Origin of the sequence: Bacillus cereus group sp. BceL220, from assembly GCF_051776965.1 — a bacterium.
GTDB lineage: Bacteria > Bacillota > Bacilli > Bacillales > Bacillaceae_G > Bacillus_A > Bacillus_A cereus.
Genome location: NZ_JBPWBC010000007.1, coordinates 20528 through 44257 on the forward strand (window position 1 = coordinate 20528; position 23730 = coordinate 44257).

A 23730-nucleotide genomic window follows, 5' to 3' on the forward strand; every position below is an offset into this window, starting at 1 on the left:
CTGCGTTAGGAAGTTCTCAGCTTTCCTTCCTTCTCTGTATAACCGGGTAAAATAACTCGTGTCCTTTTCTTCGCTTATTATGAAATTGAATGCAAAAAAGCATATTCATCCCTAAATATAGGGACGAATATGCTTATATCCGTGGTTCCACCCAGATTCCCATCACAAAAAACATAATGGCTTCTTTTGCGATAACGTCGCATACACGGCACTAGATACTTAATTTCCCTAGTGCAGCTCTAAGGTGGTAAGTTATTTTTCTGCGTTAGGAAGTTCTCAGCTTTCCTTCCTTCTCTGTATAACCGGGTAAAATAACTCGTGTCCTTTTCTTTGCTTTTTGTAAAACATCCATTTATTGTTATTTAATATATCTTATTCATTTTATTTTTGCAAGTGTTTAAAAAAATTATTTATTTAATTAAAAAAGTGAAACCAAATTTTTTTGGTTTCACTTCACAATTTTACCAATCTTGTGGTTCGTAATTCAAGTCTGCAAATAGACGTCTTTTCTCTTTCTTCGTTAAATCTCTCCACTGCCCTACTGGTAAATTATTCAATTCGATATTCATAATTCTCGTACGTTTTAACGTGTATACTTGATAACCTAAAGCTTCACACATACGGCGAATTTGACGATTTAGCCCTTGTGTTAAAATAATTTGGAACTCATATTTTGATAACTGTGTAACCTCACAAGGAAGCGTTTTTGTTCCTAAAATTTTAACACCTGCTGCCATTTTCTCTAAGAAATCAGGTGTAATTGGCTTATCTACTGAAACGATATATTCTTTCTCATGTTTGTTTTCAGCACGTAAAATTTCATTAACAATATCACCATCATTCGTTAATAAAATTAAACCGTCTGAGTCTTTATCAAGACGTCCAATGTGACTAATTCGTAAAGGATGGTTCACTAAATCGATAATATTACCTTTTACAGCTTTTTCACTCGTACATGTAATACCTACTGGTTTATTTAAAGCGATATATACGTGATCTCGAGCAATTCGAAGCTGCTCTCCATTTACTCGTACATCATCACCTGGGTTCACTTGGTCACCAATTTTTGCTACCTTACCGTTAATAATTACTCTTCTCTCATTAATTAGTTTATCCGCTCCACGTCGAGACGCTTTTCCAGCTTCACTAATAAATTTATTGATACGCAAATTAGGCACATCCTTTTCTAAAAAAATTTCAAGCTCACACTGCTTCTACCGTACAATACAAAAGGGTAAGCCTCCTATTATAACTTAAATATATTAACATGAAAGGGTATATAACGTCTTCTATTAATTACTTGTTTATAAGAAAATATCGTTATTATACAATCATTTATGCACTTTTTCAGCGTTTAATATACAAGCCATTCTTCCTTACATACAGCTTGTTTTCCTTGTATCTTTTCTATATCTTCATGAATATTAGCTAATTTATATAAATCTGGGAAAATCTCTTCCACATAATGTTGGTGCGCTATTTCATCTTTCCAATACGTTAACACTATGTAACGATTTTCATTTTTTAAAGACTTCCCAACTGCTCCACCTAGCATTCCTTTTGCTTTTTCCATTCCTTTATTCCAAATTGTTTCTTGCTTATGTAAAAAATACTTTTCCTTTTCCAACTTTACATCACATATAGCAACTCTTACGAATGCCCCCTCTATTACAACGTCTTTCAAATGCATATCAGTTATATCATACAACGTTTGAAATAATTCAATTTCACATGAAAGAAACGTATCCTCTTGATTACTATTTAAATAAATTGTATCGTGAGCACCATTCATAAATGATTGATATACACTTCTATCTTCCCATAAAGTAAATACACATGCCTCATCTTCATTCCATCCACCAAATTGTCCATGAAAACCATCTAGGTGCTGTATATCACGCCATTTTTCTTGCGCATTTGAAAACAATTCCTTTTTCTCTTCTTCCACCTTACAGTAGATTGTTTTTAGTAACATTTTTAATTCCCCCTTATGATCCGATACATTTCCCACTCGCCATACTTTCTATTTTTCCATATACACAAACGTTAATTTATTTTGTTATCAACTCCATTACTTATTCAAAGTTTGATGCCCTCCGTAAATGTTGTAAGTTGATTATTGGAATACTTACCGTGTAAAAATACATCTAAAATATAAAAATTAAAATCTCTTGATTTGCTTTCTTCCCCCGTTTATAGTTTACATAACATTATTATGTATTACTTATTATCTATATCATTCAATAAAACATATTATTTTATTCTATACGCATAATAATTTTAATTCAAACAATTCAGAATTAAAATCCAAAAAAGATAGAAAGTAAACAATCTTACATTATCATCTACTCCCTATCTCTTTTATCATCAATTATTTTTCAAACAAATAATACGTAATTTCTCCTGGATAATGTAATACAGTTACCTTCCGCTCCCCCTTTTTAAAACTAACAGTATGCCCGTTTTCCCCTAAGTTCTCCCATCCACTCGCCTTTGTAATTGGCATTACACTTATATATTGATAATCCTCTTCCTTATCATCGTTAATATGAATTGCTGACATTGGTACTGGAAAACCTTTAATTTTAGATTCTTTATTCATAAATATGAATGCAATTACACCAACTAATAACATAGCCATTGAAATACTTGAAACTAGTTTTCTTCTATTCATTTTCACTAAAAACCCTCTTTTCTCACATATAACTTTCATCATTTTACTAACTTTAATTATTTATGTATAGAAAAGATATAATTTAAATCATTTCCAACCTATTTTCTCTACTCCAAACAACATTATTGTTATATATTATAATTATAAGTTTTTAAATTTTGGAGGCGTTACATATTGCAGAAATTACTTTTTACTAAATGGACAGTTATTATTTCTATTTTCATCATTTTCGGTACAATTTTCTACGTTACTAATGTTAAAAATAACAACGAAAAAGCACCTGTAGAAACAGCGGATACAAAAACTTTCAAAACGAAATTACAACCTAAAATTAATGAATTGACTACTAATTATAATGAAATCATTGAAAAAGATTGGTTGCCTGCCTGGGAAGAGATTAACACGAATGGAGATTCAGTAGATCGAAATAAACTATTAGTTACAATGAATGCCGTTTCCAAGCAGTATGAAACAATTATGAACGAAATAGACACACTTAAAATTGAAGAAAACATCACAGATATAGATATACAAAAACAACTACTTCAATTCACAACTCAGTTTAAATCCGCATCAAATTTCATGAAAAATGCAGCAAATTTGATTATAGACGGAACAAATAACTCTATTCCAACCAATGAAACTATTGAAAAAACAAAACAAGCTTTAGGACTTGCGGATCAACATATTGTCATCGCTTTATCTACTTTAAATGAAGTTGAAGATAAATTAGGACTTACAAAAAAATAAAACTATTTACTATTTTAAAATAAAAAATGATTGCAATTCACAATTTGTATGTCTATAATATTTTTATTGATTTACAATCAATGTGTTTATAAATTTTATAATTCGGATGAACCATTCAGGAGAAGGTCTATTGATCTACCGACGGGGCAAAAAGTTGTTATACCAACTTTGAAACTCTCAGGTCTTGGTTACAAGTAGAACTGCATGGGGACGAATCTCTGGAGAGACTCCCTCTCGCTTTTATAGAGCGCGGAGGAAAACGAGCACCGAAGGAGCAAATCCGCTACTTTAGCGGATAATCTCTCAGGTAAAAGGACAGAGACAAGCGAAAGAAAAAGCCGATTGTATCGGTTTATTTTTCTATCCCTTGTTTCTCCAGAGACCATTTCATTTACTTGAAGTGGTTTTTATTTTTTCTAAAAAAGGAGAATAAAGATGGAGACAGTAAGTAAAGTATTAGAACAACTAAATCAATACGTGTGGGGATTACCAACTTTGCTGCTACTCGTTGGAACTGGTGTCATTCTCACAGTGCGTTTGAAAGGTTTACAGTTTAGTAAACTATTATACGCTCACAAACTAGCGTTTAAAAAATCAGAAGATACTTCTTCTTCTGGAGATATTAGTCACTTCCAAGCACTTATGACAGCTATGGCCGCAACGATTGGTATGGGAAATATAGCCGGTGTTGCAACAGCTGTTACTATAGGTGGACCTGGTGCAATATTTTGGATGTGGATTACCGCATTGTTCGGTATGGCAACAAAGTATGCTGAAGCAATACTTGCAGTGAAATACCGTGTTAGTAATGAAAATGGTGAATATTCAGGTGGGCCAATGTATTATTTAGAACGTGGTTTGGGTAAGAAATGGCTAGCAGTATTATTCGCTATATTCGGTACAACTGCTTCTTTCGGTATTGGTAATATGGTGCAATCTAATTCAGTTGCAGAGGCAATGCGAATTAATTTCTCTTTCCCTCCTGCTTTAACTGGTATACTAATGGCATTTTTAATCGCAATTGTTATTTTAGGCGGTGTAAAAAAAATCGGGAAAGTGACGGGATATGTCGTTCCTATTAAAGCTTTCTTTTATATAATTGCTGGTCTTATAATTATTTTCTATCACTACGACCAAATTCCTGAAGCATTTTCACTTATTTTTTCTGGTGCATTTAATGGTACAGCAGCTGCTGGTGGTTTTATTGGGGCAACAGTTGCATCAGCTATTCAAATTGGAATGGCGCGTGGTGTATTTGCGAACGAAGCTGGTTTAGGGAGTGCACCAATTGCTGCTGCGGCTGCAAAAACTGATTCACCTGCAAAACAAGCTTTAGTTTCAATGACTGGTACTTTTCTAGATACGTTTATTGTATGTACAATTACAGGACTAGTATTAATTACTACAGGTGCTTGGAAATCTGGTAAAACTGGCGTTGAAGCTACAACACTTGCATTCCAATCTGTATTTGGTACTGCTGGTAGTATGATTCTCGGTATCGCAATTATTTTATTTGCCTACTCTACTATTTTAGGCTGGTCGTATTATGGAGAAAAATGTGTAGCTTATTTATTCGGAGAAAGTGCTGTTAAATATTATAAAGCAATCTTTATCGTCATGATTGCAATTGGTGCTAATTTAAAGCTAGGAATCGTATGGACATTTGCTGATATTGCAAATGGACTTATGGCCATTCCAAACTTAATTGGTCTAATTGGATTAAGTAGTATTGTTGTTGCTGAAACGAATCGCTTTTTACAAGCAGAGAAATTGAAAGAAAATAATAAAAAACAGGCAAGTTAATCTATGAAAAAAGGAATGACTCATACATGATGAGCATTCCTTTTTTCATCCCCTCTTTTACTTAATTACTATCATTAAAAATATATTTATATCAATGTTTACTCCTTTTTATTCCTCCAAAAGTTTTTCACATAAATGTCATAAATCGTATGGTCTAACTATATAGTTGAAAAGGAATGCGACATTAAAGTGTCGCTGAAAAACTCATCCAAGAAAAGGGAGGAAAAATCTTTTGAAAAACAAAATCATTGTTTTCCTATCTGTTTTATCATTTATTATTGGTGGTTTCTTCTTTAACACAAATACTTCAAGCGCTGAAACATCATCTACTGATTACGTTCCTAACCAATTAATCGTTAAGTTCAAGCAAAATGCATCTTTAAGTAATGTGCAATCTTTTCATAAATCTGTCGGAGCTAATGTCTTATCTAAAGATGATAAGTTAGGTTTTGAAGTCGTACAATTTTCAAAGGGTACTGTAAAAGAAAAAATAAAGAGTTATAAAAATAATCCAGATGTAGAATATGCAGAACCGAATTATTACGTTCACGCCTTTTGGACTCCAAACGACCCATATTTTAAAAATCAATATGGATTACAAAAGATTCAAGCTCCACAAGCTTGGGATAGCCAACGAAGTGATCCTGGTGTAAAAGTAGCTATTATTGATACAGGAGTTCAAGGTTCACATCCTGATTTGGCTTCGAAAGTAATTTACGGGCATGATTATGTTGATAACGACAATACATCTGATGATGGTAATGGTCATGGTACACATTGCGCTGGAATTACTGGAGCACTTACGAATAACAGTGTCGGAATTGCTGGTGTTGCCCCACAAACTTCAATTTATGCTGTCCGCGTATTAGATAATCAAGGAAGTGGTACTCTTGATGCTGTAGCACAAGGTATTCGAGAAGCTGCTGATTCGGGTGCAAAAGTAATTAGTTTAAGTTTAGGAGCTCCAAATGGTGGTACTGCATTACAACAAGCCGTTCAATATGCATGGAATAAAGGCTCTGTTATAGTTGCAGCTGCTGGAAATGCTGGAAATACAAAAGCTAATTACCCTGCTTATTACAGCGAAGTAATTGCAGTTGGTTCTACAGATCAATCAGATAGAAAATCTTCATTTTCTACTTATGGTAGCTGGGTAGATGTTGCAGCACCAGGTTCAAATATATATTCAACATATAAAGGAAGCACGTATCAATCATTAAGTGGTACATCTATGGCAACACCTCATGTTGCAGGAGTCGCTGCTCTTTTAGCAAATCAAGGATATAGTAATACACAAATTCGCCAAATTATTGAGTCAACTTCTGATAAAATTAGTGGTACAGGTACGTACTGGAAAAACGGTAGAGTCAATGCATATAAGGCTGTACAATACGCTAAGCAATTACAAGAAAATAAAGCTTCTTAAGAAAACTTTAATCAGTCGATCTACCATGAATGCGGAATAAAATAGAAGGAGAGACTTCTATAATTAAAGCCTCTCCTTCTTACAAACTATATTACTCTCCCTGCTTTTTAACCATATGTAAATACAGTACAAAATCCATCATTGTCGACGAATGACCAAGTTGACGGATCATCGCTGTTATATTTCCTCTATGATATGTACCATGATTTACGACATGTTGCACTAATTCTAAAATCGAAGTTTCTAATTTCCCTACATATGGATTCTCAATAACAAATACAGCATTCACATCTTGTATTGTAATTAAAAAATCTTTATATTGATTTGCCATGTTTTCAAACATTTTTTCTAATTCATGTAACGATTTAGTTTCAATTTGTTTTCGTAAATCTTCTCGGTCTTGTATTGCTTCATTCATACTTTTACCATGCAATATATGTAACCACACTTGATCTGTAATATAAATATGCACAAAAGTATCCTTAATGGATGGAAATACACTCTGTATCTGCTCCTTAAAAATTGTCTCATAGTTTGGTAACTCTTTTAATCGATTGAATAATCTTGTATTAGCCCAAGCATGATAATCACACTGTTTTAATATATAATCTTTCAATTTATTTTACCTCCTTATTGTATGAAACGAATGGTTTGTTTCTTCATTTCTGATTCTCTATCAGCCTTTGCAATCCCTTTTTCTTTCATTTCATGCTTATTTATCGTTTTATATTTTACATACGTATAAAATTCCGTTTGAAATGGAAATGGTGTAATCCGAATTGTTTCCTCATCCACCCATTCAGCTTGAATAAGTTTCTCCTCTTTACTATTAAACATTTCTGTTCCTTCAAAACCATCTTTAAATAAATCAATTTCATCTTTCTTTTTGACACCAGGCTTATTCATACATACGTATAAAGAAAGTTCATCACAAAACTTTAATAATCTATAATGTTTATCGAACATCGCAAACTGTTCCTTTGTTAACGTTTTCAAGATTCTTTTTTGTCGTTCTAATTCATGTTTATAAAATGACATCATCTCTTCATCTTCCTCGTTTAGTGGAAATGATAAAAAATGTTTACTACAAAGCAATGCCCCGTATGGATTAGAATTTTCAATTTCATTCAAACCAATCGTATAAAAAACAAAACGTAATGGGCTTGGACAATCCATAAATGTATATGGAATATTTTTAGCATCATTCAAAATTGGTACTTTATCAAGCTCTATCCATCCTCTGTCATGCTCATATATTGCATCAACTGTTTCTTTTAAATATGTTTTACTTTCAAAAAAGTGTTCTTTTATATGTTTTGCAATCTCTCCAGCTAAAAAACCATGATCATGTTGACGAATTAATATACTTTCCTTCTCATTTTTTTCACGAAAAATCATTCATATACTCCCCCTCATCCTCATATTAAAGCTTTTTATATGCATCGATTCTTAATTAATCCCTAAATAATAGAAGGGATTCAGTCTCTTGCAACGAAATTAACATAATTATATAGTATTCTTTCTAATCATAGTGATAGCTTTATCTTTACTATCTATTATACTAAAACATTCATTCCAAAAATTTTTTTATGAGGTGAAAACATGAACAAAACAGAATTAATTAAAAACGTAGCACAATCAGCTGATATTTCTCAAAAGGACGCTTCTGCAGCTGTACAATCCGTATTTGACACAATTGCTAATGCATTACAATCTGGCGATAAAGTTCAATTAATCGGATTTGGAACTTTTGAAGTGCGCGAAAGATCTGCTCGTACAGGACGTAATCCGCAAACTGGCGAAGAAATTCAAATCGCAGCTGGTAAAGTTCCTGCATTTAAAGCAGGTAAAGAATTAAAAGAAGCTGTTAAATAAACAAGAAACCAGCCATTTTATAGGCTGGTTTCTCGTTTTTATTTAAGCAATTGCTTTATATTCTCTGCATGATACACTTCACAAATATAAAATACACATTTGCAGTTACTTACAATTTGATACTTTCTAGTTGGATACACATTCGCTGTAACAGAACATCCATCAAACAATTCAATAATATTTCCAGATGGCTGATATCCTTCATATAATACGTTTCTTCTTACTTCCATCTTTTCTATAAGCTTTTCAACAGGAATATTTCCACTCTCTAATTCACTCTTTATTGCGTCCGGTAAAAACGAAGTGTCTGCAAAAATTAGATTTTCAGATAACACCTTTCCTTTATAACTAACATTAGATACACGGTAAAGAAATGTTCCATCTTTATCAAAGAAATTCTTTGCTTCTTTCGGAATGTACTGTCTACCAAGTGCCTCTTGTTCAAGAACATCAAACTGAACTGTATCATTTAAAAGCTTTTCTAAAGCATGAATGGATGATGTATCTCCAGAAAATAAAATATTTTTAATTGCTTGTACGTTATAAGTGAATTCATTCTTTCTATTTTCCGCTACTAACATGAGGAACACCTCTTCTATAATTTTTTTATTTAAGATTTAAAAGTGCTGCCGCGTCTAATTGCGTAATTTCAGTCACTTCCTTACTGAATATTGCAACAGAGGCCCTATAATCTAAACTAGGCCTTACATCTTCCATCATTGTATTACTTGCTAACTCTTGTCTATCCTTAAAAACCAACAAGTTTGGAGGATCATTTGGAGCTGATACTGTAATATGTACTGGCGGAATCATTAGTCCTTCACCTGTCGCTTTCAGCACCGCTTCTTTTCGAGTCCAATATGTTAAAAATCCTTCTATTTTCTGTTCATTTGGCAGTTTCATAACTTGCGCTATTTCAATGTCTGTTAATACACCTTCTGCCATTTTCATAACATCTACATTTGGATTCATTTGTTCTACATCTATGCCAACAGGTGCAGATTTTGTAAAAGCAACGACAACCCACTCACCTGAATGTGAAACGGATAATTGCGGCATACCTTCTGGTAATTGTGGTCTCCCATGCTGCAATTTACATACTGAGCACATTCGATCAATTGGTACTTGGACTGGTGACATAGAAAGTATCTTACCGAGAACTAATCTACTTATTACGCAACCTATTATAAAACGAGCTCGATCTGCCGAATGATGATACGAATTTGCTTTCTCTCGCTCTATATCATTTAGTAAATTGTAATGCCATGATTGTAAATCCGAAATTCTTGCCCACCATATTTGACAATCATTCTCATTCAAAGTTGGAACAGAATCTACAACTTTACTTTCTATCATGTAAACTCTCCTTTATTCAACGAATATCAATTTTCATAAAAAAGCATACGTATATTGTTATTCATTGACAAGTACTTTCTCTTTTTCTGATACAGATAATGTTTTTTCTTTCTTCTTTGACATTACCTCTTTATCGGAAATACGTAAAGAAAATAGTAGTGCTATGAGCAAAAATATTGCTGATCCAATTAGTGCTGCTTGATATGGTAAAAAATCGGATTGAGCGTTATTACTTCCAAAACCAGCTAGTATACTAGCTAAAACAGCTACTCCTATTGCTGAACCTAGTCGATTTTGCACATTGAATATAGTAGTAGCTCTCCCCATAGAAGGCGGCGTGATATTGTTAAAGGCAGAAAATTGAACCGCACCGACAGATTGACCTAAGAAAATACCGATACCAAACAATAATGCGCGGATTTGCCACGGATTCGTATCGTGATTTACAAAACTTAATAAAACAAAGATAATCGCCGTACAAATTAATCCAATAGAAATTACCTTTCGCGCTCCTAACTTTTTATATGACCATGGCACAATTTGTGAAGAAATCATTAATCCAATCGCCTCTGGAAATGTCGTAAGTCCTGATTCCAGCGCGGAAACTCCTATCACATTTTGATACATAAGTGGAAAAACAAATAACATTCCTAGTAAACCAGCTGATGAAAATAATGATATAAGGCTCATCTTTCTAAAGACTGGTTCTTTTAATAAGCGTAAATCTAACATCGGTTGCTTTACTTTCAGTTCTACGATTATAAACAATGTAATGAATACACCCCCAGCTATCCCAGTACTCATAATTTCTGGAGAAATCCACCCTTTTGATGGCCCCTGGCTGAGCGCATATATGAGCATCGCAAATCCTGGTGCTGATAAAATAAAGCCGAGAGAATCAAAGCGACCAGCTGATTTTTCAACATGCTCTGCTAAAAATAGAAGTCCAAAGAGCAATGCAACGATTCCAAACGGTAGATTAATATAAAATGCCCCACGCCAAGACATTTGATCTACAAAGAAACCACCGATGATAGGACCAATTGCTGGTGCTACAGCAATTGGAAGTACAATGAACCGAGAAATCTTCGGTCTTTCCTCTGGTGAAAATGTTCGAAATAACATCGCCATTCCGACCGGTGTTAAAAGCCCTCCACCAGCACCTTGAATGATACGGAAAATATTCAATGAAGTAATATCGTTAGCCATTCCGCATAAAGCAGAGGCAATTGTAAATACGAAAAGAGCAATTAAAAATACTCTTTTCGTACCAAATCGATCTCCTAACCAACCAGAAATCGGAAGGAAAACAGCTAAACTAACTAAATACCCAACATTAACCGTCCCCATTGCAGATGGAGGTACTTGTAGTTCTTTACTTATCGTTTGTAGTGCTACATTTACAATCGTTGCGTCCATCGCAGCCATAAACATCGCAGTTATATAAATGATACTTACGACTACTTTTGGATTTAGTTTTGCTTTCATTATCGTTTTCCTGCTAATGTTTTTTCACGAACTTGATTACTTTTTGGATTCAAATCTTTCCAGTTATATTCAACATATTCTAAGCAGCTCTGCCTACTAGCTTCTTCATATACGACACTCCAGCCAATAGGTACATCGAGAAAAGCAGGCCAGAGAGAATACTGGCCCTCCTCATTTATTAATACTTTATATGTGTAATTATCATTTTCAAATGGATTCGTCATACTCTACTTACCCCTTTCTTATTCTGCAAATATTTCGCTAATACTTGTCCAATTTCCGTAAGTGGACCTGGCTGACATAGATCTTTATGTCTACAATCAATATCGTGCTGCACAATTTGCCCATCTAAATAATTTAGCCACGTATTTGGAGAAATAGGATCAAACCAGTCTGGTATAACAGTAGATCTAAAGAATAAGATATCTCCGTTATAAACTTTCGGTACATATTTCCCTAACAACCCTACTGAATTTACATATGTTTCTTTCAAGTTCAATATAGTCTCTTCTTCAAGACTTGCTAATGCACTTCCATCTTTACGAAGGATTTCAACTGCACTTTCCATTGTAAGTGGTTTACCATCCATGTTATCTGGGTCATATCCGCCTAAAGCAAGTAATGCGATTAACGCTTCCTCTTCAGTAGGCGCTTCCGTATTCGGTAAGAAGTGTCCAGGATAAGAATCAAGCATAACGAGTAATTCTACTTCTTCCCCTTCATTTTGTAATTGCGCCGCCATTGCATGCACAACATTTCCTCCAAGCGACCAACCTAATAAACGATATGGTCCATGAGGCTGTACTTCACGAACGTGTTTCAAGTAATCCGCCGCCATCTCCTCTAAACTTTTTGGAAGTTCTTCATTTTTAGCGATACCACGTGCTTGTACACCATAGATTGGATAATCTGTTCCTAAAGATTTCATAAGTCCTGCATAGCACCAACTTAATCCACCTGCTGGATGTACACAAAATAGTGGTAATTGATCCCCACTTGCTCGTAATGGAAGCAACACATCAAGTGCACTTTGACCATTCCCCATCTCAAGTCTTTCAGCTAACCCTGCAACAGTCGGTGCTGCAAATAAAGTACCAATGTTTAGTTCCACTCCAAGCGCCTCTTTAATGCGGCTCATAAGCTGTACTGCAAGGAGTGAATGGCCACCAAGATCAAAGAATCCGTCATCAATTCCAATTTGAGGTACACTTAGCACTTCTGTAAACAAGTCACATAACATTTCTTCTTGCGGTGTTCTTGGACCACGACTAGAAGATGATGCGATAAATTCTGGAGCTGGCAATGCCTTTCTATCTAATTTACCGTTTGGAGTTAAAGGTAACTCATTTACTACTACAAAAGTGTATGGAACCATATAATCTGGTAAACTACCACTAGCAAACTGACGCATTTCATTCGTATCAATCGCTTCATTATTTGATGCAACGATATAAGAAACTAACCGTTTATCCCCTGGTTGATCTTCCCGTACAATAACGGCTACTTGCTCAACTTTAGGGTGCTTCATTATGACTGCTTCTATTTCTCCTAATTCAATTCGGAATCCACGAATTTTTATTTGATGATCTGCACGTCCTATATAATCTAGCGTCCCATCTTTACGCCAGCGAGCTAAGTCTCCTGTACGATACATTCTTGTACCTGGCTTTCCAAATGGATCTGCGATAAAGCGTTCAGTCGTTAATCCTGCTCTTCCTAAATATCCACGCGCAAGCCCTGCACCTGCAACATACATTTCTCCAACTACTCCAGGTGGCACTGGTTGTAAATAGTTGTCTAACACATACACTTTAAGGTCAGGTATACTGCACCCAATTAAACTATTTGCTCGTAAAGAGACGATAGTTTCATCTAATTCAATATAACTAACATGTACTGTCGTCTCCGTAATACCGTACATATTAATAAGCTTTGGTGCGTTATGAGGATGTCGACTATACCAATCTTCTAAGCGACTTAGCTCAAGTGCTTCTCCTCCAAAAACAACATATCGTAAAGATAATTTTTGGCCAATCTCTTTATTTTCACGATCTGCTTGCATCAATTGATAGAACGCTGATGGAGTTTGGTTTAAAACCGTAACCTTTTCTTTAACAAGAAGCTGTAAAAATTCTTTCGGTGAGCGACTTACAGTATGTGGCACTACAACTAAACGCCCTCCGTATAATAAAGGTCCCCAAATTTCCCAAACCGAGAAATCAAAAGCGTATGAATGGAACATCGTCCAAACATCGTTTCCGTCAAACTGGAACCAATGATCAGTTGCTCCTAAAAGTCTTACTACATTTTGATGAGGTATCATAACGCCTTTCGGTCTACCCGTTGAGCCTGACGTATAAATAACGTAAGCAATATGTGATGGAGATAATGGCTTAATTCGTTCCACTTCATCAATATTGTCATCACTATATTTCTCAACTTCTGCTATTACTTTCACATCATCAACTAAAACTTTTAGTGCCTCATCACATTCAATTTCCACTTCTGAATTCGTTAAAACACATGATGGTTTCGCATCGTGTAGCATAAATGAAATGCGGTCTGCTGGGTAATCTGGATCTAACGGAAGGTATCCGGCACCAGCTTTAAGAACAGCTAATAAGCTTACAACCATGTTTAATGATCTTGGCATCGCTAAAGCAACGAGTTGATCAGGACCAATCCCTTTTGCTATTAGGAATCGAGCTATTTTATTTGCTTTTCTATTTAACTCTTCATAAGTTAATTTCTTATTTTCAAAGACAACAGCTATAGAATTTGGATTTATATGAGCCTGCTTTTCAAACAATTGTGGCAATGTCATTTCTGGTGCAATTTGAAAACCACCATTCCACTTTTCTAACACTGTATTTTTCTCTGCTACAGTTAATATTTCTAATCTGCCAATTGATTGATCTGGATTTGTAGCTGCATCATCTAATAACAAAATGAATCGTTCTATTAGTTTTTGAACCGTTTCACGTTTATATAAATCGGTACTAAACTCTAGTAATCCATATAAACCGTTCGGAGTACCATCAACCTCGTTACTCTCACTAATTTCAAATGTTAAATCAAATTTTGCAGAACCAACGCTTTGAATTTCAAGGCTCGCTTCTAAATCTGGTGCATTAAACGTTGCTTCTGGTGTATTTTGAAAAGCTAACATAACTTGAAACAACGGGTGGCTGTTTCGAGTACGTACTGGATTTAACACTTCAACAAGCCTTTCAAATGGAACATCTTGATTTTCATAAGCTGCAAGATTTACCTGCTTCACTCTATTTAATAATTCTTTAAAACTTGGATCTCCTGACGTATTTGTACGTAACACTAATGTATTTACAAATAAACCAACGATATCTGAAAGTACATCATCATTTCTTCCAGCAATCGGACTTCCAATTGGTATATCAGTGCCTGCACCTAATCTTGTAAATAGTGCACTAAGCCCTGCTTGCAATACCATAAACAAACTAACTCCATTTTTACGTGCAAGCTCTACTAACCTACTATGCATACCTTCATCTATATGAAAATGAATTGTTTCCCCGCGGTAACTCGTCTCAATTGGACGCTGGAAATCTGTAGGTAACTCCATTTGGTCTGGTAAACCTTTAAGTTCTTCTTTCCAAAAATCTAATTGTGTTGAAATAAGACTCTCTGGTGTCGTTTCATCACCTAGCAATTGCTGTTGCCAAAGTGCATAATCTGCGTATTGAACTGGTAGTGTCTCCAGCTGAACTCTGTCACCTTGACATCGTGCTTTATACGCCGCTGTAAAATCTCTCGTTAACGGCTGTAATGACCAGCCATCACCTACAATATGATGTAATAAAATTAATAATACATGTTCGTTTTCACTCACTGTAAAAAGTTGCAAACGAACTGCCGGCTCAATATCGAGGTTAAAGCTATATCTTACCGCCTCTGAAAGTACACTTTCTAATTCATCTTTACATGTATTAGTTATAACCATTTCTAGATTTAAATTTTCCATATCTAAAATTTTCTGATAGGAACTACCTAATACGTTAGGGAAAATTGTTCTAAGTGTTTCATGTTTCTCAACTACATCATAAAAAGCACCTTGTAATGCTTCCCGATTCAATATTCCATTCATACGAATGACTAGCGGAATATTATAAGTAGGACTTGGACCTTCTAAACAATTTAAGAACCATAACCTGCGCTGTGCAAATGAAAGTGGAACTTCATTTGGCCTACTTGCTTTCTGAATAGCTGGTCTTGCGCTTTTTGCATGGTTTAATTGTTTCGCCAGTTCGGCAACAGTTGGTGATTCAAATAGTTTCCCAATTCCTAATTCCACACTTAACGTTTCACGAATTCTTGCCATTAAACGAGATGCGAGAAGTGAATGTCCACCCATTTCAAAGAAATTATCATCAATGCTAATTCGAGAAACACCAAGTACTTCTGCAAATAAATCACATAATATTTCTTCTTTCGGATTTCTAGCAACTCTCTCGTTGTTCATTCCATTAAAATTAGGAGCAGGTAATTTCTTTCTGTCAACCTTACCATTTGGCGTTAATGGTAATTCTTCTAGCACAACAAATGCCGATGGTATCATATAATTCGCTAAACTTTCTGAAACATAAGAACGAATTTCTGAAAGATTAATCGGTTCCTTTTCTTCTGCAACGATATACGCAATGATGCGTTTATCATTTGCACGATCTTCTCGTACCATTACTACCGCTTGTTGAATATTTTCATGTCGTTGTAATACCGTTTCAATTTCAGCTAATTCAATTCGGAATCCACGAATTTTAATTTGATGATCTGCGCGACTAATGTACTCTAACGCACCATCACTACGCCATTTCACAAGATCTCCTGTACGGTACATGCGCTTCCCTGATTCTCCATAAGGATTTGCAACAAACCGTTCAGCTGTTAACTCAGGTTTTCCTAAATATCCGCGCGCAAGTCCTTCCCCTGCAATATATAATTCACCAATAATTCCAGGTGGAACTGGTTGTAGCCCTGCATCCAATACATACACTTCTGTATTGCAAATTGGCTTTCCAATAGGTGGTATACCCTTTTCACCTTCATCAATGTTCATGAAAGTAGACCAAATCGTCGTTTCAGTTGGTCCATATAAATTAGTTATTGAACAACCTAATTCTTTTAATTTATTTGCTAAATGCGCTGGGAGAGCTTCACCACCAACAAGTATATTTAGCCCTTGTAGCTTCTCTGGATAATCAGTTACTAACGCCTGCCAAAGCGTCGGTGTAGCCTGCATAATTGTCACTCTTTCTTCTTGTAAAAGTGTCGTTAATGCTGATGGCTCTTGTATGACTTCTTTTTGCGCAATTGTTAAACTTGCACCACTAATAAGAGGTAAATAAATTTCTAGAGCAGAAATATCAAACGCAAACGTTGTAACTGCTAATAAATGATCATTTTCATTTAATGAAAACTTTTGCTGCATAGCCATTAAAAAGTTACTTAAACCTCTCATAGGAACAATTACACCTTTTGGGTTTCCTGTTGAGCCTGAAGTATATATTGTATAGGCTGGGTTTAAAAGTGATACATCATTCTTACATGCTATATTCATACGAGAATATGTATGTAACGCTAGTTTCGTTTCTTCGTCATCTAATACAATTTTTTTCATATCCTTTTCTATAACTAACTTAGATGAAACAGATGAATGTGTTATGATACAAACTGGTTTTGCATCATTTACTATATAATTAACTCTTTCTGCTGGGTATTCTGGATCTATTGGTAAATACGCTGCACCAGCCTTTAAGACTGCTAGCATACTAACTACCATTTCTATTGATCTAGGGAATACTAAAGCTACAAACTGATTTGGTCGTATTCCTTCTTCTACTAAATAATGTGCTAGTTCATTCGCTCGTTCATTTAGCTCTTTATACGTAAGGATTACACCGTCACAAGTAATCGCTAGTTTATTTGGATTTTTTTGCACTTGTTTTTCAAATGATATAGGTAAACTGATTAACTCATCGTCTTCCTTCGTTTCATTCCATTCCAATAAAACTTTATGATTTTCTTCAGCCAGAGTAATGTTTATTTTTCCAATCGACTCGTTTTTCTCATAATTATTTATTACTAATTCAAATAGATTCATAAATCTTTCTTTATGCAATGCTAGCTCTGCGCCATTATATACTTCGGGATTCGCATCAAAATGAATCATTAGCTCATTTTGATCAAAACGTTTATATACATTTATCGATAAATCATCTACAGGTCCTGCTGATAAGTTATGCATAATACCACGATTTCCAGCAAAATTAAGCCCGTAATCAAAAGGCATAACATTCACTAACGGTCCAAACAACCTTTGATTTTCACCTAGTAACTTTAAATCTCTTCTTAATTCCTCATGACGGTATTTATAATGGCGACGTACATCTCGGATTTCTTTAGAAACTTGCTGCAATAATTCCGCAAGAGTTATATTTGGAGTTACTGTAATACGAAGTGGAACTAAATTCATTACCATACTTGGTGTATGAATAGATACCGAACCTAGACGTCCCATCATCGGTAAACCTAAAACAATATCATTTGCACCTGTTAACTTATGCATATAAATACTTGTTACAGCGAAAATGAATTCCGGCCAACTTGTTAACGAAATATTGATATCTTCTAATAAAGTTTTCGTGCTAGAACTAGATAAATAAGCTGTTTCTCGTGAAAATCCATTTGATGTTCTCGGTGCTCGCTCTGCCAAACTTACAACTTCTGGTTCATCCGCAAATTTTTCTAACCAAAAAGTACGATCTTCCTGAAATTGTTTAGACTCACGATACTCAATATCTTCTTGCACGACTTTTGCAAGAGAACCAAATGGCTTTTCATTCGTTTTTGTTTCTTCTATAAGTGATGTATACTCATTCGCTACCTTTTGGCTAAGAAGTGAAAATCCATAGCCATCCATCACAATGTGATGGATGCGCTGATACCAAAAGAAACGATTATTTTCAACTTGAATAAGTGCTTCAGTAAATAAAGTATCTTTTTTCAAATCGACTGGCATAGATAAATCATTTTTCATCCATACTTTAGCAGCTTCTTCAGGATTTTCTTCTTTACGAACGTCAATAAAATGCATATGAAACTGTGATTCTTCAATAACTTGCCATGGGCCAATTTCATCCTCTTCGAAGTGAACATGAAGTGCTTCTGTTTCCATTACAACTTTACGTACAGCTAATTCAAAAATGTCTTGATGAATATTTCCGTTTATTTCTACATATTCCCCAGTATTATAAATTGGATTAAGCGGATCTAATTGTTGCGCAAACCACATACCAGACTGCGCAGATGATAACGAATGACGAATCTTTTGACTGTTAGGCATTCTTTACTACCCCTTTATTATGTAGTCTATTTGTTACAGCACCTGTGCTGTTTGTGAAGATAGTAAACTGTACCAACCTGCAACAGTTGGATGTTCTGCTAAATCTGCAAAAGTGATTTCTTTCCCTTCACGACGCCACTTCTCTACTAAACTCATAATTCTGACCGAATCAAGCCCTCTATTTAATAAGTCCTCATCAATATCAATACTCTCTACTGGCTCACGAAGTAGTTGTGCAACTAGTTCATGCACTTCCTGTATAGTGATTCCTTCACTCTCATCATCTTTTACACTTTGTAAATCGTTTAACAGTAGGTTTGTTGATGTCGTTACTGCACATCTATTAGATGCATACTCCAATGCTTGTTTATGATGCTCTAGTGAAAAATCAGCAACTGCATCTGCTACAAAGAACGGCTCTATACCATCCATAAATGCTTCACAAGCTGTTAAAAGACAGCCAATATGCGCATAAATACCGCAAATAATGAGTTGATCTCTTCCTTGTTCATTTAAAATTTCTAATAGATTTGTCTTTTTAAATGCACTATATCTCCATTTTGTTAGGAATATATCATCCTCATCAGGAGTAAGTTCATCAACAATTTTCTTTTTATCTGGTCCAGCAGGTATACCGTCACCCCAAAAGTCTTGTAATAAACCTCGTTGTTCTAACGTTTGCCCACCAGGTTGTGCTGTATAAACAACTGGTATACCAAGTTCCTTACATTTTTCTCTTATCATTTTAATATTTGAAATAAGTTCTACTTTTGGTGATTCTTTATCGCTATATGCATCAAGAAAGTATTCTTGCATGTCATGAATTAAAAGTACTGCACGTTTCGGATCTGGTGTCCAATTCACTTTATTTTTTGGTAGTTCTGATTCAATTGGCATTTTATATACTGAAATAGATGGGATAGCCATCTAATCACTTCCTTCCGATTTTTATTATTGTTTTACTGTAATAAGTTTTTCAGCAATGACTTTACGTAGTTCTTTTTTGCTGACTTTTCCGACTCCTGTTTGCGGGAATGATTCAATAAATTCAATTCGATCTGGAATTTTATAAGCCGCTATACCACGTTCTCTTAAAAACATTTTTAATTCACTTACTGCCGGAACTTGTCCGCGAGCTATAACAAAAGCACAGGTGCGTTCCCCTAAATAATCGTCAGGCATAGATACGATTGCTACGTCATGGATCGCATCGTGTGCTAATAGATGATTTTCAACTTCTTCCGCAGCAACTTTCTCACCACCACGGTTAATTTGATCTTTATCTCTTCCTTCTACAATGATGTATCCTTGTTCATTTACTTTTACAAGATCACCTGTGCGATAAAACCCATCCTTTGTAAATGATCGTGCATTATGCTCTTCGGCTTTATAGTAACCACGAATTGTATATGGACCTCGTGTTAATAAACTACCTACTTCGCCCGGTTGTACATCGTTGTCATTTTCATCAACAACTCGTACTTCATCGAGTGCAGACATTGGTCTACCTTGTGTATGGATAATAATTTCTTCCGGATCGTCTAATCTTGTATAGTTCACTAATCCTTCCGCCATACCGAATACTTGCTGTAACGTACATCCAAATGTAGGGCGTATACGTCTTGCAACCTCAGCGCTAAACTTAGCACCACCTACTTGAATAACCTCTAAGCTCGATAAATCGACATTACGAGAAGATGCAGCATCAAGCCAAATCATTGCTAATGGCGGAACGAGCGCTGTAATTGTAACTTTTTCTTTTTCAATAAGAGCAAATGCCTCATCTGGACTACCACCAGTTGCCAATACCACTTTTCCACCCGCATAGAAAGTTCCAAATGTCCCTGGAGAACTCATTGGGTAATTGTGTGCTACTGGAAGAACTGCCATATAGACGCTTTCTGCATTCAAATTACAAATTTCAGCGCTAACACGTAAACTATAAATATAGTCATCATGTGTTCTAGGAATTAATTTAGAAAGACCTGTTGTGCCTCCTGATAATTGGAGAAATGCAACATCACTTGGCTGAACTTCTGGTAATGAGACGGGATCCATATACAGATCATTTATGTTCACAAACTCTTCTTCTTCTCCCACTACAATTACATGTTGTAAATTTGGCACTTTCTCTTTCACTTCTCTTGCTAGTTTTCGATAATCAAAACCGAGAGCCTTATCTGAAATAACGTAAGCGCTCGCCTCGCCAAACTCACAAAAATAACTAATTTCACTGCTTCGATGTGAAGGTAGTGCAAAGACAGGAAGCGCTCCAATTCGAAATAGTGCAAAACATATTTCGAAAAACTCGATAATGTTAGGTAACTGGATTACAACTCTGTCCTCTTTCTTTATTCCTAAATTCAGTAAACCTGCTGCTAAACGATCTGCATTTTTATCAAGTTCACTATATGTTATATGCTTCTTACCACTTACAACCGCGATTCGATCTCCATATTTCTCAGCCCGCTCTCTTAACACTCCTCCAAATGTTTCACCAAGCCAACATCCTTCTTCTCGATAATGATCGGCAAATTCTTTTGGCCATTCTGTATAACCTACTAGCATTCTTTCTTCCCCCTATTTTTCATTAAGTGAACTATCTCTTAACCCTAAAGCTTTTAGCATTGTTTGGAACTTAGCTGATGTTTCTGCTAACTCATCTTCTGGTTTTGACTCAGCAACAACTCCAGCTCCTGCATATAAACGCAGTGTATTTTCTTGTACTTCAGCACAACGAATTGTAACAATCCATTCTCCATCTCCATTTAAATCGCTCCATCCTAGCATTCCTGTAAAGAACTGGCGGTCAAATGGCTCAATATGCTGTATAGCCTCTCTTGCTTTTTCCATCGGAGTTCCGCAAACTGCTGGCGTAGGATGAAGGGCAATTGCTAATTGTAAAGAAGAAGTATTTGGATCCTTCAGTTCACCTTTCACTTCTGTAGACAAATGCCACATCGCTTCACTATGAATAACTGATGGCTTTTCTGGAACATGTAATGTATGACAATACGGACGAAGTGCAGCGGCAACCGCTTCAACTACTACCGCATGTTCATGTAAATCTTTTGGAGAAGAAAGTAATTCCTCTGCTCTTCTTTTATCTTCTATTGGGTCCTCACTACGTGGCCTTGAACCAGCTAACGGATTAGAAATAACTTGCATACCATTACGTGAAACAAGTAATTCAGGACTTGCTCCAATTAGCGTCTTACTGTTCTCTTTTTCATCTTTCGGTAAATTCACAGCAAATGTATAACCATGCTTATTATGTTCTGCTAATTCTCGCAGAAGTTTTTGCTTATCAATCTTTTCCGAAGATTTAACATCTAACGATCTAGATAGAACGATTTTCTTTAAATCACCGTCCTGTATTTTTTTAATTCCTTGCTTCACACCATTCATATAAACTTCAGGGTCTGGTACTGGCGTCATTTCAAATGTTACGTTCTCATTTGTTTCAAGCTGATTTGTTGTATCCAATTGTAAACGCTCAGAAATCCTACTATATTCTGGTACGATAAGTTGGACTTCTTTTCTACGATCGAATGGCAAAGCACCCACAACGATAGGATTTGGATTTCCAGCTTGTTTCGCATTACTTAATGTCGCTTGCACAAGCTCTGGGAAATTTTCAATTTCACGATGCTTTACTGTAGTAAACTCTCCTTCTGCTAATATAGTTCGAGTTGGTGAAGCGAAAAAGAATGAAGATTCAGTCTTATAATCTTCTAAAAGTTTTTCTGACAATTCTTTTACAGCTATATGTTCATTCATAATATAATAACCTCCTGAATTTTTATTAAACTCCTAACGTAGCACCGCCATCGACACATAAATTGTGCATTGTAATATGACTTGCTCTATCTGAGGCTAAAAATAACACTGCTTCAGCAACTTCTGAAGGTTGTGCAATTTTTTGTAATGGAATTCCGAGTCTATATGTATTTTGAGAACCAGTAATTATATTTTTAGCTCCATTCTCATCAGCCCATAGTAATCTTTGCATCTCAGTTTCAGTAGAACCTGGAGAAACTAAGTTGCAGCGTATATTGTATGCCGCAAGCTCTAGTCCTAAACATTTCATAAACATCGTCGTTGCAGCCTTTGACGCAGCATACGCTGCCATCTCCATTCTCGGCGTATTTGCCGCATTTGAACCGACTGTAACAATTGCCCCTGATTTTCTTAACATCATATTTTTACTTACCGCTCGGGACATATTGAAAACCCCTGTAGTATTTACAGAGAATGTTTTATTCCAATCTTCATCACTTAACGAATGAATTGGTCCCATACGTAAAACCCCTGCAACATTTATTAAAATATCTATTGGCGCTATTTCATTTGCAATATGATTTACCATGTCTTCAACAGCAGCGCTATTACTCACATCTAAACGAAACGTTTTCATACGTGTTTTATTTAATTCATTTTGATTTAAGAGTACATTTAACCCCTCTTCATTTTGATCAACCGCAATAACTGTGGCTCCTCTTTCTAAAAACATTTTGGCAACAACACTGCCTATGCCTTGTGCTGCACCTGTTACTAAAACTGTTTGCCCATCAAATTCCCCTAAGTTCATTTTCTCTATCCTTTCACATAAACATTAATTTCATTAAGTAACATCAATGATATTGATTTTCATTATCAGTTGTGTTGTAAAAAATAATACACTTACTAAACTAATTGGTCAAGTGCGCATTACTTTAAAATCCGTTTTATTGATAATGTTTTTCATTTACTATCTTACACCGAAATGATAATGTTTCTCAATAGACTTGTCAATCTTTTTTTATTTTTCAGATAAAGTATTTTAATGCTTCTTAATAAAATCATACCTAAACGCATTAAATGTACTTATATTATAAATAAAATTCAAACTCCTCTTTTTAAAATTGAAGAAGATAAACTAGAGATACGTTCATTTACAATGCTTTATGAAAAACTCAAGTATATATTTTCTCAATATTT

At 35.3% G+C, this 23730-nt stretch carries 18 protein-coding genes, 1 riboswitch and 2 other annotated features (1 of these 21 running past the window's edge); of the genes, 4 read left to right on the forward strand and 14 right to left on the reverse strand.

Annotation, left to right across the window (positions count from 1 at the left end; genetic code table 11):
• Nucleotides 1–80, reverse strand: a binding site (T-box leader); it reaches 142 nt to the left of the window's first position.
• Nucleotides 81–116: 36 nt separating this feature from the next.
• Nucleotides 117–340, reverse strand: a binding site (T-box leader).
• Between the two features lie 121 nt (nt 341–461).
• From rluF to ACS2FK_RS18720, 3 genes are all read right to left on the reverse strand, one after another.
• Nucleotides 462–1169 (reverse strand): 23S rRNA pseudouridine(2604) synthase RluF, encoded by a 708-nt coding sequence (rluF, locus tag ACS2FK_RS18710; RefSeq protein ID WP_001222162.1) that lies wholly within the window; start codon nt 1167–1169, stop codon nt 462–464.
• Between the two features lie 185 nt (nt 1170–1354).
• A complete protein-coding gene (locus ACS2FK_RS18715) occupies nt 1355–1975 on the reverse strand; it encodes a YdbC family protein (protein ID WP_063547188.1) in 621 nt (206 codons plus the stop codon).
• A gap of 396 nt (nt 1976–2371) precedes the next feature.
• Nucleotides 2372–2716, reverse strand: coding sequence for a hypothetical protein (locus ACS2FK_RS18720; RefSeq protein WP_003278183.1), 345 nt, complete (start codon nt 2714–2716; stop codon nt 2372–2374).
• Between the two features lie 132 nt (nt 2717–2848).
• Between ACS2FK_RS18720 and ACS2FK_RS18725 the strand changes: the two genes are divergently transcribed.
• The 3 genes from ACS2FK_RS18725 (at nt 2849) to ACS2FK_RS18735 (ending at nt 6653) form a co-directional block, all read left to right on the forward strand.
• A complete protein-coding gene (locus ACS2FK_RS18725) occupies nt 2849–3424 on the forward strand; it encodes a hypothetical protein (RefSeq protein WP_063547187.1) in 576 nt (191 codons plus the stop codon).
• 208 nt (nt 3425–3632) lie between these two features.
• Nucleotides 3633–3753, forward strand: a riboswitch (glycine riboswitch).
• 106 nt (nt 3754–3859) lie between these two features.
• Nucleotides 3860–5227 (forward strand): alanine/glycine:cation symporter family protein, encoded by a 1368-nt coding sequence (locus tag ACS2FK_RS18730; RefSeq protein ID WP_043938682.1) that lies wholly within the window; start codon nt 3860–3862, stop codon nt 5225–5227.
• Between the two features lie 232 nt (nt 5228–5459).
• Nucleotides 5460–6653 (forward strand): S8 family peptidase, encoded by a 1194-nt coding sequence (locus ACS2FK_RS18735; RefSeq protein ID WP_000790932.1) that lies wholly within the window; start codon nt 5460–5462, stop codon nt 6651–6653.
• 91 nt (nt 6654–6744) lie between these two features.
• Here ACS2FK_RS18735 and ACS2FK_RS18740 read toward each other — a convergent pair whose 3' ends face one another.
• Together ACS2FK_RS18740 and ACS2FK_RS18745 are read right to left on the reverse strand one after the other, a co-directional pair.
• A complete protein-coding gene (locus ACS2FK_RS18740) occupies nt 6745–7269 on the reverse strand; it encodes a DinB family protein (protein ID WP_000656263.1) in 525 nt (174 codons plus the stop codon).
• A gap of 14 nt (nt 7270–7283) precedes the next feature.
• On the reverse strand, nt 7284–8051 hold the full coding sequence (locus tag ACS2FK_RS18745; RefSeq protein WP_063547186.1) for a DUF3891 family protein: 768 nt from the start codon (nt 8049–8051) through the stop codon (nt 7284–7286).
• Nucleotides 8052–8255: 204 nt separating this feature from the next.
• On the opposite strand from ACS2FK_RS18745, the gene ACS2FK_RS18750 reads away from it, so the two are divergent.
• Nucleotides 8256–8528, forward strand: coding sequence for an HU family DNA-binding protein (locus ACS2FK_RS18750; RefSeq protein WP_001043905.1), 273 nt, complete (start codon nt 8256–8258; stop codon nt 8526–8528).
• 38 nt (nt 8529–8566) lie between these two features.
• Here ACS2FK_RS18750 and ACS2FK_RS18755 read toward each other — a convergent pair whose 3' ends face one another.
• From ACS2FK_RS18755 to dhbA, 9 genes are read right to left on the reverse strand one after another with little or no spacing between them, the layout of a single operon-like run.
• Nucleotides 8567–9109 carry a hypothetical protein gene (locus ACS2FK_RS18755; protein ID WP_000959126.1) on the reverse strand — a complete coding sequence of 181 codons (543 nt, stop codon included), beginning with the start codon at nt 9107–9109 and terminating at the stop codon, nt 8567–8569.
• A 25-nt stretch (nt 9110–9134) separates the two neighbouring features.
• Nucleotides 9135–9884: a 4'-phosphopantetheinyl transferase Sfp gene (sfp, locus tag ACS2FK_RS18760; protein WP_063547185.1), complete on the reverse strand. Its 750-nt coding sequence runs from the start codon at nt 9882–9884 to the stop codon at nt 9135–9137.
• A 57-nt stretch (nt 9885–9941) separates the two neighbouring features.
• Entirely contained in the window at nt 9942–11372 is a 1431-nt protein-coding gene (locus ACS2FK_RS18765) for an MDR family MFS transporter (protein WP_063547184.1), read from the reverse strand.
• Nucleotides 11372–11596 (reverse strand): MbtH family protein, encoded by a 225-nt coding sequence (locus tag ACS2FK_RS18770; RefSeq protein WP_000184060.1) that lies wholly within the window; start codon nt 11594–11596, stop codon nt 11372–11374. Before ACS2FK_RS18770 ends, ACS2FK_RS18765 begins: the two co-directional genes overlap by 1 nt.
• Complete coding sequence (locus ACS2FK_RS18775; RefSeq protein WP_063547183.1) at nt 11593–18750, reverse strand: amino acid adenylation domain-containing protein; 7158 nt, start codon at nt 18748–18750, stop codon at nt 11593–11595. Before ACS2FK_RS18775 ends, ACS2FK_RS18770 begins: the two co-directional genes overlap by 4 nt.
• Nucleotides 18751–18783: 33 nt before the next feature.
• The gene (locus tag ACS2FK_RS18780) at nt 18784–19677 is read right to left on the reverse strand and encodes an isochorismatase family protein (protein ID WP_063547182.1); all 894 of its coding nucleotides are present in this window, start codon (nt 19675–19677) and stop codon (nt 18784–18786) included.
• A gap of 24 nt (nt 19678–19701) precedes the next feature.
• A complete protein-coding gene (locus ACS2FK_RS18785) occupies nt 19702–21318 on the reverse strand; it encodes a (2,3-dihydroxybenzoyl)adenylate synthase (protein WP_063547181.1) in 1617 nt (538 codons plus the stop codon).
• 12 nt (nt 21319–21330) lie between these two features.
• Nucleotides 21331–22530, reverse strand: coding sequence for an isochorismate synthase DhbC (gene dhbC / locus ACS2FK_RS18790; protein ID WP_063547180.1), 1200 nt, complete (start codon nt 22528–22530; stop codon nt 21331–21333).
• A gap of 25 nt (nt 22531–22555) precedes the next feature.
• Complete coding sequence (gene dhbA / locus ACS2FK_RS18795) at nt 22556–23341, reverse strand: 2,3-dihydro-2,3-dihydroxybenzoate dehydrogenase (protein WP_001048438.1); 786 nt, start codon at nt 23339–23341, stop codon at nt 22556–22558.
• Nucleotides 23342–23730 lie beyond the last annotated feature (389 nt).

Coding starts and splice junctions, on each gene's coding strand:
- ACS2FK_RS18715 (WP_063547188.1), bottom strand. CDS start 1,975: ATGTTACTAAAAACAATCTACTGTAAGGTGGAAGAAGAGAAAAAGGAA.
- ACS2FK_RS18720 (WP_003278183.1), bottom strand. CDS start 2,716: ATGATGAAAGTTATATGTGAGAAAAGAGGGTTTTTAGTGAAAATGAAT.
- ACS2FK_RS18730 (WP_043938682.1), top strand. CDS start 3,860: ATGGAGACAGTAAGTAAAGTATTAGAACAACTAAATCAATACGTGTGG.
- ACS2FK_RS18745 (WP_063547186.1), bottom strand. CDS start 8,051: ATGATTTTTCGTGAAAAAAATGAGAAGGAAAGTATATTAATTCGTCAA.
- ACS2FK_RS18750 (WP_001043905.1), top strand. CDS start 8,256: ATGAACAAAACAGAATTAATTAAAAACGTAGCACAATCAGCTGATATT.
- ACS2FK_RS18755 (WP_000959126.1), bottom strand. CDS start 9,109: ATGTTAGTAGCGGAAAATAGAAAGAATGAATTCACTTATAACGTACAA.
- sfp (WP_063547185.1), bottom strand. CDS start 9,884: ATGATAGAAAGTAAAGTTGTAGATTCTGTTCCAACTTTGAATGAGAAT.
- ACS2FK_RS18765 (WP_063547184.1), bottom strand. CDS start 11,372: ATGAAAGCAAAACTAAATCCAAAAGTAGTCGTAAGTATCATTTATATA.
- ACS2FK_RS18770 (WP_000184060.1), bottom strand. CDS start 11,596: ATGACGAATCCATTTGAAAATGATAATTACACATATAAAGTATTAATA.
- ACS2FK_RS18775 (WP_063547183.1), bottom strand. CDS start 18,750: ATGCCTAACAGTCAAAAGATTCGTCATTCGTTATCATCTGCGCAGTCT.
- ACS2FK_RS18780 (WP_063547182.1), bottom strand. CDS start 19,677: ATGGCTATCCCATCTATTTCAGTATATAAAATGCCAATTGAATCAGAA.
- ACS2FK_RS18785 (WP_063547181.1), bottom strand. CDS start 21,318: ATGCTAGTAGGTTATACAGAATGGCCAAAAGAATTTGCCGATCATTAT.
- dhbC (WP_063547180.1), bottom strand. CDS start 22,530: ATGAATGAACATATAGCTGTAAAAGAATTGTCAGAAAAACTTTTAGAA.
- dhbA (WP_001048438.1), bottom strand. CDS start 23,341: ATGAACTTAGGGGAATTTGATGGGCAAACAGTTTTAGTAACAGGTGCA.